Annotated in this window: 3 protein-coding genes; 1 reads left to right on the forward strand and 2 read right to left on the reverse strand. The window is 66.5% G+C overall.

Going from position 1 to position 8,553, the window contains the following annotated elements; genetic code table 11:
- Positions 1-69 precede the first annotated feature (69 nt).
- Positions 70-2,334: a S8 family serine peptidase gene (locus ACWF94_RS25455; protein ID WP_453492853.1), complete on the reverse strand. Its 2,265-nt coding sequence runs from the start codon at positions 2,332-2,334 to the stop codon at positions 70-72.
- A 602-nt stretch (positions 2,335-2,936) separates the two neighbouring features.
- On the opposite strand from ACWF94_RS25455, the gene ACWF94_RS25460 reads away from it, so the two are divergent.
- Positions 2,937-3,458 carry a hypothetical protein gene (locus tag ACWF94_RS25460; protein WP_453492856.1) on the forward strand — a complete coding sequence of 174 codons (522 nt, stop codon included), beginning with the start codon at positions 2,937-2,939 and terminating at the stop codon, positions 3,456-3,458.
- Between the two features lie 629 nt (positions 3,459-4,087).
- Here ACWF94_RS25460 and ACWF94_RS25465 read toward each other — a convergent pair.
- Positions 4,088-7,969 carry a tetratricopeptide repeat protein gene (locus ACWF94_RS25465; protein ID WP_453492859.1) on the reverse strand — a complete coding sequence of 1,294 codons (3,882 nt, stop codon included), beginning with the start codon at positions 7,967-7,969 and terminating at the stop codon, positions 4,088-4,090.
- Positions 7,970-8,553: the final 584 nt, after the last annotated feature.

Consider the following 8,553-nt stretch of genomic DNA (forward strand, 5'->3'; position numbering starts at 1 on the left):
GAGGGCCCCCGCACCGGACTGCTCTTCGAGGCGCCGATCCGGCGCCCCAGGGCTGCGCCCATACCGGCCTTACCCATCGTCAGGTTTGTTGTCGCTACCGAGGCAACGACTGGTGGCACTTTTCGATGAGCCGAATGGGACTCCACCAAGCTTCAAATGGATTGAGAATTCATTCGGACCAGCATTTTGGCATGTGACGGTGACTGGAACTGTCACCTGAGAACCCGGAGGGACGAGTCCCGAAACGAGGAACGCGTTCCCATCGGGCGAGGTCTGCAGCTCTACGGGGGAGGAAGAACTGGCATCCCAGACCTTTGTGCCCGTATTTTTCACTGTCACGTCAGCGAGATAGGGCCTTGCGTTATCACCTCGGTTTCCATAGGCCATCGTTCGGGGAAGGACAAAGGAGACCACTTCGCCGTCATATTTACCCGACTCCGTTATGATCATACTCTCGGATTGAGTAGCCACGACTACTCCCCCGGCGATAAAATTGCACGTCAGAGTATGGATACCCTCCGACGCCGGAGTGAGACCGGTGAGTCCCATTTGGGCACTGTCTCCATGGTCGACAATGCCGACGAAGGAGCCGGTGGCTACGACAGGGCCGCCCGCCTCCCAGGAGCATTGTGCGGAATGAGTGCCACTGGCCCAAGACTGACCGCCATCATTGCGGACGCGTACGGTTCCGACGAATCCTGTCGCTGCGGGACTGGCAGTGGGAATCCCGGTGATCCGCATAAGGCCGCGATCTGGCATGGTTGCCCGTAATGCGGATCTAAGATCGGGTTGTGTGCCGATCCTGACCCCGCTGCCTTGCGGCGTCCCGGTTCCAACCAGTAGTGAGCGCATCTGGCGAGCGGTTAATCTTGGTAGACCGTGAGACAGTCGTATGCTTTGCACAAGTGCAGCCGCTCCGGTGACGACGGGTGAAGCACTGGACGTACCGGAGAAGGTGCGCGTATACCATTGCCGCGCATCCCCTCCGTCGGCTCGGAGAGAACTGCTTTCGCCGTATCCTAGGGTCGCAACGCTACCCCCCCAGGAAAAGACGTCCACTCGCGAACCGTGGTTGGTGAAGCAGGCTGGAGAGTTGCTTCCGCCGCCAACGGAGGCCCCCACGATAATCGCTCCAGAATCTCGAATGGTGCGATTGAACTCTGGATATCCGTCCAAGTTCATGGTGCCGTTCCCTGCGGCTTCCACTACTATGATCCCTCGCGCCGTGGCTTGAGAAATGGCGTCGAATTCCGCACCGAATATCTCCACCGGGAGATATCCTATATCACGTGGATTACAGCTGTTGTCTGGATATGCCACGCCATCGAACAGTAATGGGGCATGCTGCTCAATCAATATAATGTCGCCGGCGGAGAGATCTGCCGCAGCGTTCACAATCGCTGAAGCAGGGCTGAAGAAGAAGTTAGGGAACTGAGAGAATGTTACGGAAGACCACCCCATTCTGGAGTGTGGGGTTATTCCGGTGACGCCATAAGAATTATCCAGCCCCCAAAGCATTCCCGCAACGGCCGTTCCATGCTCCCCGCCTCCATTTGTTCCGTGCCATGAGAAGATCGCCGATGGGCCAGGCAAGTCCTCATGCTCGACCCTCCAGCCCGATTCGACATCGATTATCGAGACCCTTGCCCCCTTTCCGCCCTGAAATCTTCTGGCGTAGGGAACGTCGATACCCGTAGGCGCCGGGTTCAGGTACCCCTGAGAACCTCTTAGGTCGATACTGGTGGGGGGCGGTATATCGGCATCTCTAGGCATTGACTGAGGGTATACCTGCTCAATCAGCGGGTTGCGCGAAAGGGTCCTCATCAAGGCGTTGATTGCGGTTGGGTTTGGTTTGTCCAAGAGGATGCTGGAGTACAGGGACATGTCCGCCATCTCTTGTCCTGAAGCGGCCTCCGCCGACTCGCGTAGTTCCGATACTTCACTGTCCGTGGCGGTCATCAAAGGTAGGACACGGGCCCCTGCGTACTTTTCGACCGCCCCATTCGCCCTCTTGATTGATTCGTCTATTGATACGAATTTGCCGACAGGGCGATCCAGGCGTGAGTTGTCGCGCTTCGCGGCATCGGAGGTCCAGGATCCGCCAGAAGCTTCTACGCCGGAGCCCTCACGAAACTTCACGACGAGCTGTCGATCGTTTTTCAGATCTGCACCAACGCGAATCCCTGGAAATGTTCTCCTTGGCTCAATTCGAGGCTTTAATTTACTGGGTGAAGTATCTACGATATTCGCGCCATCGGATGCGAGAATGTGCACGCCGAGTAACAAGGCTATGGTTGTTGCGACGAGGGCGTTCCTCCGGTGCTTTAGCCTCATTCACGTCCCTCCATTCCGTCCGACGTGTCTCACTATGGCAGGCGTCGACGACCAGGTCTCCGTGAATCCGTAAACTCATTCGCCAGAGTTTTCACAACCGTCACAGTAGGCACGATTCGGTGCGTATTCTCACAACCGTCTTGCCTCATAGGCGCAGCAGACACGAGTGGAAGGAGTGGAGGGGAGCGTTCAAAGGGGTGCCGGCAGGGCTCAAACCTGCATGAGGCGCCACATCTCACCGACTCGAACGGCGGTGATCAGGCACTTAGGGTCGGTGAACGCGCGGTTGGCAGTGGTGGCCAGGGCGGCGACGGATAGGCGGCGGCATGAGCGGCCCCGCCCTGCCGCCCCGGGCACGGATTCTCCATCAGGTCCCGCAGGCGGGGTAACGTCGCTGCCCCGCCCGCGTCGGCCTCGCCGCCGCGGGGACCTGCTACAAGAAACGCGCCGAGCTCACCGCATGGAGGGCATTCCTCCAAGCCAATTCCGGATGGTGTCTCAATTTGCAGGGTGGACAGCCCCATGATCCTACCTTATGGTCTAGACCAGTTTGCGGACATTCGATATCACTCAAGAACTGTCGAACTGGCAAAGGAATCACCGTGAACCACCGACTTTGGGGTGCCGTCTTCCTCGGCCTGTGCCTGACAGGATGCGATTCGTCCTCGGCGGACCATTCGGAGAGTTCGAACCGGGGAAGCGCTTCCAGCAGCACTGATCCCTCGCCCCCGAGCGCCCGTCAGCTGGAGGCCGAACAGGTCAAGAACAAGCTGTCCCCTCAGATCGACAGCATCGCCTATGCCTTCGGTGAGGGGACCAACTCCCCGTGCAGCTCAGCAAGTACGAAGCTCTTCACCGAATCGTGTGCGGAAATGGTTGATGCTGCCGGAAAGTTGGCGCAGAACGTGTTGACCGAGATCAAGGGGAAGCAGGTTGACTATGCGACGTCGCGCAGGGTGGCGGTGTCCGTGCGCAACGCTGCCGAGCAGTATCAGAAACTGTCCTGCGGGACGCTTCCCTCACGTGTTTCCGTCCAGGAAGAATGCCGCAAGCACGGTGCCGTGATCGCTCAGTCTCCCGCAGATTTCCAGGACGGCGTGAATCTGGGACTCGCGGGGAAATGATCACGTTGACGGCTGCCCGGGTTCCTCGTCCCGCACAGGTTCCCGCACGGGTCCCCGCTGCCAGCGCAGGGTCAGGGTGTTGAAGGCTCCTGCGCCGTGGTGTGTGGGCGGGGTCGGGGTCTTGTTCGAGCGGTGGCCGCCCCCACCACGGCGAGTGTGACTCCCGGCGCAGGAAGCTGCGCTCACCGCGCGCGACCCGTGCCACCTCACGGCGGCGCAGCAGCAGCAGTAACGGCCCGAGCACGGCGAAGCCCAGGCAGTTGCGCCAGAAGGCCATGGCCAGTGGTGAGGCGGAGGCGTAGGCGGTGAGCGGGGCCGTCGCCGAGAAGGAGACGATCGTGACGGTCATGGCCACTGCGGTGAGCGGGTCGAACCTGGGTTTCACGTACTCGTACCAATGTGTGCGGTGTGGGTGGTGGTACCAACTCCAAAGGTTCGTAAGGGAATTCGGCAAGAGTTCAGCGACCGGTCAGCCCCGCCGGACAAGAAGCATGCCCAAAGGTCGGTTGGGGCGTGTCCGACGGCTCCTGCCCGGGTGGTGGATCAGCCGCTGTTCTCCAGGGCACTCCGACGACCGCGGTCATCGTGAGCCGGCTCCGCGACCTCGTCAAAGAGCCATCAGACACGCCCTAAGGGCTGTCGTTCAGCCTGTCCCGCATCCGCACCGCCGCCGTCAGCTCCGAGGTGTACTTGCCGGGGGTGGCGGCCTCCAGTTCCTCGTAGAGCGCGACGGCCTGCTGGGCGGCGGGGAGCGCCTCCGGGCGGCGGTCGGCGCGGATGAGGTAGTCGGCGAGGCGGTAGGCGGTCTGGGCGAGGGAGGCGCGGTAGCGGGGGTCGGCGTTCGCGAGTTCCTGGTAGAGGTCGCGGGCCTCGCGCTGGGTGTCGGCGGCCTCGCCGGGGCGGTCGGCGGAGGCGAGCCGGGCGGCCAGATTGCCCAGCGCCCAGGCCACCAGGGGACGGTCGCCGAGGGTCCGGTAGATCTCCACGCCCTCCCGGCCCGCGGCGATCGCCTCGTCGTGGCGGCCCGCCCGGGAGGAGTAGGCGCCCAGCATCACCAGCGACTGGGCGAGTGATGCCCGGTAGACGGGGTCGGCCGACGCCAGTTCGCGGTAGCCCGCGACCGTACGCTGCTGGGCCGCGGCGGCCTCCACGAGCCGGCCGGCGACGGCCAGATGGTTGGCCAGATTGCCCAGCGCCCAGGCCACCATGGGCCGGTCGCGCAGGGCCTGGTAGCGGTCGACGGCCTCCCGGCCGGTGGCGATCGCCTCGTCGTGGAGACCGGCGCGCGAGCAGTACGCGCCCAGCATCACCAGGGTCTGGGCGACAGAGGCGCGGTACGCGTCGGACTCCCCGGCCAGTTGCTCGTACGCGGCCCGGGCCTCCTTCTGCACCGCGACGGCCTCGACGTGCCGGCCTGCGTTCGTCAGATCGGCGGCGCGGATCCGGAAACCGTTGGCGAGCCGGTCCATGGCCGGGTAGTCGGCCGGGATCGGCTCATAGCCCTCGGTCCGCCAGATGTGGACCAGTGTCGGGCCCCCGGCGAACGCGCGGGTGTAGAGCGTCCGGTCGCTGGGCCGGTAGACCGCCAGATCGGCCTTTCCGTCGCGGTCGTAGTCGCCCGGGACGGGGATGTCACCGGCCCGCCCCCACGGCACGGCACGCGCATCGCCGCCGGATGACGGCTCGATGTGCCAGGTGCCCTCAGCGGAGTCCCAGCGGGCGGTGTCCGGCTTGCCGTCGCCGTCGTAGTCCGCGCGGACCGTCATCGGGGCGACGGGCGGTGCGCCCGCCTGCGGCGGGGTGTAGAAGGCGTACCGGATGGTGAGGTGCAGCGCGCTGAGCCGGGACAGATTCAGATTGATCTGCTCCTGGGAGGACTTCTCGATGGTCACCCGCCAGGTCGTCACCGGGCTGCGGCCCCAGAAGGACTGCCGGGGTCCCGCGGTGCTGCCGGGGACGCGTTTGGTGAAGGTGCCCTCGACCACCGTCGACAGCGGCAGCCCGTTGTGGGTGTGCGCGGCGCCGCCGCGCAGCCGGTTCTTGGTCTGGCCGCCGTGCTGGACGAAGGTGAGGACGGCGGGCTCGTCGGCGGTGGCGCCGAGGAACGCCACCTGGACGTCCTCCACCTTCATTTCCGACCAGGTGGCCGGGAAGTCCTCCAGGGCGACCGTGAAGGTGGCGGTGCCCTTGTCCCTGAGGGACGCCAGCACGGCGGGCGTGGTGATCGTGAAGAACCGCGCCGCGTGCAGCATCTCCGCCTGGTAGGCGTCGTAGACGCCACGCAGGAACAGCAGATCGGGCATCCGCCGCCAGGACTCCGTGTACTGCGCCAGCAGCGGGAGGATCCGGCTGTCGTCACCCCGGGACAGGGCGAGATAGGCGTTCTCGACATCGTCCGGGGGCAGATAGCCGAGATCGAAGGTGAACTTCGGCGCGTAGTCGGAGCTGAGGGTGTAGAGGTCCAGGGCCCGGTTGGCGTAGAAGCCGAAGCGGATCAGGACGTCCATATACGCCTGGGTGTGCTGGATCAGGGTGCGGGCGACACCGCTCAGCTCGGCGACGTCCGACGACCAGTCCTCCCGCAGGGCGCGCAGCCGCACCAGATCGCGTTCGTTCACCGCGATCCGGGCGGCGGATGCGGCCTTGAGCACCGTCTTCTGGCCGACCTCCAGGAGCTGGAGCCCGCGCTGCCGGGTGAGTTCGAGCTGGTGGGCCACCAGGTCCCGCTCCTGGTTCTCCAGTTTGCCGTCGATCCTGGTCTGGAAGAGCTGGGCGCCGGCCAGCCCGGCGTCGATGAACTTCCGGCTGGTGCCGATGAGTTCCAGCAGCCCGCCGACGTTCTCCTTCTTGTCGTCCTTCAGCTTCGGATTGTTGGGGTCCTCCCAGTCCCAGTAGCTGATCAGCTGGGTGCCGTCGCCGAACTGGCCGGTGTTCACATCGAAGCCCTCCACGGCCCCGGCGGTCTTCATCATCAGATTGGCGGCGGCGACGAACGCGACGAGAGTGGCGCCCCCGGTGTAGACGGCGGAGACCGCGGCGGCCACCGCGATGGCGGCGCCCAGCAGCGGGCCCAGGTCGTTGCCCGGCGGGAACTCCATACGCTGGAGGGTCAGCTTCTCCCGTACCGCGTCGATCTTGACCTGCACCTCCCGCATCTGCTGGTCGATCACATCCTTGCGGGCCTCGGCACCCTCCACCGCCAGCCTGGCGGCCCGGTCCTCCAGGTCCAGCACCGGCCGCATATCGCTGATGTGCCCGATGTCCGCCGCGAGCCGCTGGTTCTTCTGGGCGGTGTCGAAGGCGGCGAGCAGCAGGCTCAGCGCGTTGTCGTACAGGCTCTTGACGATGTCGTCGTAGTCGCCGACCACATCCTCGAAGCGCGGGAAGTCCGGCATGAGGTCGAGGTTGTACGGCTGGCCGATCGGGGCCAGGTTGAGGGCGCTGTAGCGCAGCAGTTCGGCGGCGCGCTCGTTCTGGGCGTACAGGTCGAGCGCGCGCCGGAACTCGTCGCCCGCCCGGTCTCGGCCGTCCTTGCGGTCCGGCAGGGCGGGGGCGTAGCGCCGGAACAGATACTCGCCCACCTCGGTGCGGTAGTCGGACCACGTCTCCGCGTGGCCGCCGAGCCGGATCCTGACCAGGGCCCACCAGTTCTCCGTGGTGTGGGTGGTGTGCACGGGCTGGACGGCCGGGCCGTGCACCGTCCCCGCGGTGCCGGGCGGGCCGGGGGGCCCGGGGTCGGCGACGTCCGGGGTGCTGCCCATCCCGCCGCCCCGGCCGCCCCGCCCGCCCGCTCCGGCCGCACCGGGGACGCCGCCCGCGCCGTCGAGGAAGAGCCCCATGGTGCTGACCGTGTCCACCAGGATCAGCGCGGCGGGGCCACCGGGGCCGCCCGTGCTTCCGGCGCCGCCCGGCCCGCCCTGGCCCGGCTCTCCGAGCGGGACGTCCGGCTTGTTCGCCCGGTGGGCGGTATGACCCTTGCCGCCGGTGCCGCCGGAGCCGCCCCGCCCGCCGGGGCCGCCCCGGGCCGCGATCCGCAGATCGGTGAGATTCCGCGCGAGCACGGTGATCGGTGACGCGGCGTGGCCGGTCCCGCCCGGTCCACCGGGACCGCCCGGTCCGCCCGGCCGGCCGTCCTGGCCCTGGCCCGACCGCCCCGTATCGCCCATCCGCCCGCTCGGACCGCCCGGGGCACTGGCGTCCACCGCGCCGCCGTTGCCCACGTAGTTCTCGGCGATCAGCACCAGCGGATGGCCGAGGAGGCCGGTGAGCACGAAGCCGGGGTCATGGACGATCTCGCGGGCCACCAGCGCGAGGGTGGCGGTCGGCGACAGTCCCCGGGCCTGGATCTCCGCGCCGATCTCCTGGAGGAGTGCGCCATTGACCTTGATGGTGTCCCGGATGTGGATCCAGTCGACCGGGATCTCTTCCCCTTCGAGGAGAGCCGGACCGGGGTTGGGGCCGGGGCCGGGGTCGGGGTCGGGGTTGGCGCCGGGGTCGGGGGCTTGCGTCATCGCGGATTCCCTTCGGACCATACGTGCCACACGCGCGGCCGGAGGCCCATCGTTGGGGCACACCCCGCCCCGGCGCCATGCACCCGACCCTCGATCCATCGAACGAGCGACGCGGATGTCAGCCAGCTGACCGGCACGCGCGGTGTTGGCGCGGGCGGTGCGGTGGGCGCGGTGTTGGCGCGGGCCCTCCCGGGGCTCCGCCCCGAACCCCGCTCCTCAAACGCCGGAGGGGCTGATTCTGCCAACCCGGGTGCACCGATTCAGCCCGGAGAGGCTCAAACATGCGGGCCCGGGTGCGCCGAATCAGCCCGTCCGGCGATTGAGGACACCCCGCAGGGGTGCGCGACAGCCAACGCAAGGCGCGGGCCCTCCCGGGGCCCCGCCCCGAACCCCGCTCCTCAAACGCCGGAGGGGCTGATTCTGCCGACCCAGGTGCACCGAATCAGCCCGGAGAGGCTCAAACACGCGGGCCCGGGTGCGCCGAATCAGCCCGTCCGGCGATTGAGGACGGACCGGTAAGCACAGGGACCTCAAGCATCACGGACACCTGACCCCACACACCTCCGATACCGGAAGGCCCGGAC

It is taken from the genome of Streptomyces sp. NPDC055078, assembly GCF_053607985.1.